Annotated in this window: 1 tRNA gene and 1 rRNA gene; both read right to left on the bottom strand. The window is 42.8% G+C overall.

What is annotated here, in order from left to right:
* Positions 1–749 precede the first annotated feature (749 nt).
* Positions 750–865 (bottom strand): 5S ribosomal RNA (gene rrf / locus CXF82_RS01425).
* A gap of 17 nt (positions 866–882) precedes the next feature.
* Positions 883–958, bottom strand: a tRNA-Thr gene (locus CXF82_RS01430).
* Positions 959–1,022: the final 64 nt, after the last annotated feature.

A 1,022-nucleotide genomic window follows, 5' to 3' on the forward strand; every position in this document is an offset into this window, starting at 1 on the left:
CACTTACCCACAGTGTTATCCACAATTTACCCCTTCAATTGATGAGGAAATCTCGGTAGGGGACCTTATTCTAGTACAGTATTCGAAACTTGCAGGGCAGGATAATCATTACTTTGAGCTTTATGCCTCAGGTTTACATCGCTGTATCACCCAAAATCGACGGCAATGTCTCGGGGATCCTGCTCGGCAAGCAAATAACACCCATGATCATTCGCTTTTGTCAGCCTCTTATTATCAACAAAATAAGCGACTAATAAGGGGATCGCTAGCAAAGGATAACTATCCGGTAGTGATGGTGATTAAATCACAACTGCAAATGATTTTTTTAAGATCTGCTCCAAGTTGCCACTGCTGTTATGCGTACAGATGACTGCTAGCGCTATAAAACAGAATTGAATTAATCAGCACCAAACAGGCTAGAAGATAATTTAACGAAAAACTAAATGAGCGATAGTGGCTTTCAACTATCTATAAGAGATGCATTGGACGCTAAGAAAGGACCGACAACGTCCATGGATATTGCGGAAAGTATGAATATAGGAGGCAGAACGAAGCAAGATCCCTCCACGAGCAGCAAATATCACCCTCTCGCATTTCGGCATAATGGCCATATCACTATCACGCCTGATATTTTCCCCCTAAATTCTGTCGTCCCGTGAATGAGTTAACTCTAAACCATAAATTGCAGACGTAAAAAAGCCCGCTATATAATAGCGGGCTTTCAACTCTCTATACGAGAAGTAATAGGCGCCTGGAAATGACCTACTCTCACATGGGGAAACCCCACACTACCATCGGCGATACTGTGTTTCACTTCTGAGTTCGGAATGGGATCAGGTGGGGCCACAGCTCTATGGTTTCCAGACAAATTCTTTCAAAAAATGGTGCTGATACCCAGAATCGAACTGGGGACCTCATCCTTACCAAGGATGCGCTCTACCGACTGAGCCATATCAGCAAAATCGTGCGCAATCTATTTGTCTTATGTGAATTTTTCACTGCATTTAGATAAACGACTTAAT

This window comes from Shewanella sp. GutDb-MelDb, assembly GCF_002836075.1.
In the GTDB taxonomy this organism is placed as follows: domain Bacteria; phylum Pseudomonadota; class Gammaproteobacteria; order Enterobacterales; family Shewanellaceae; genus Shewanella.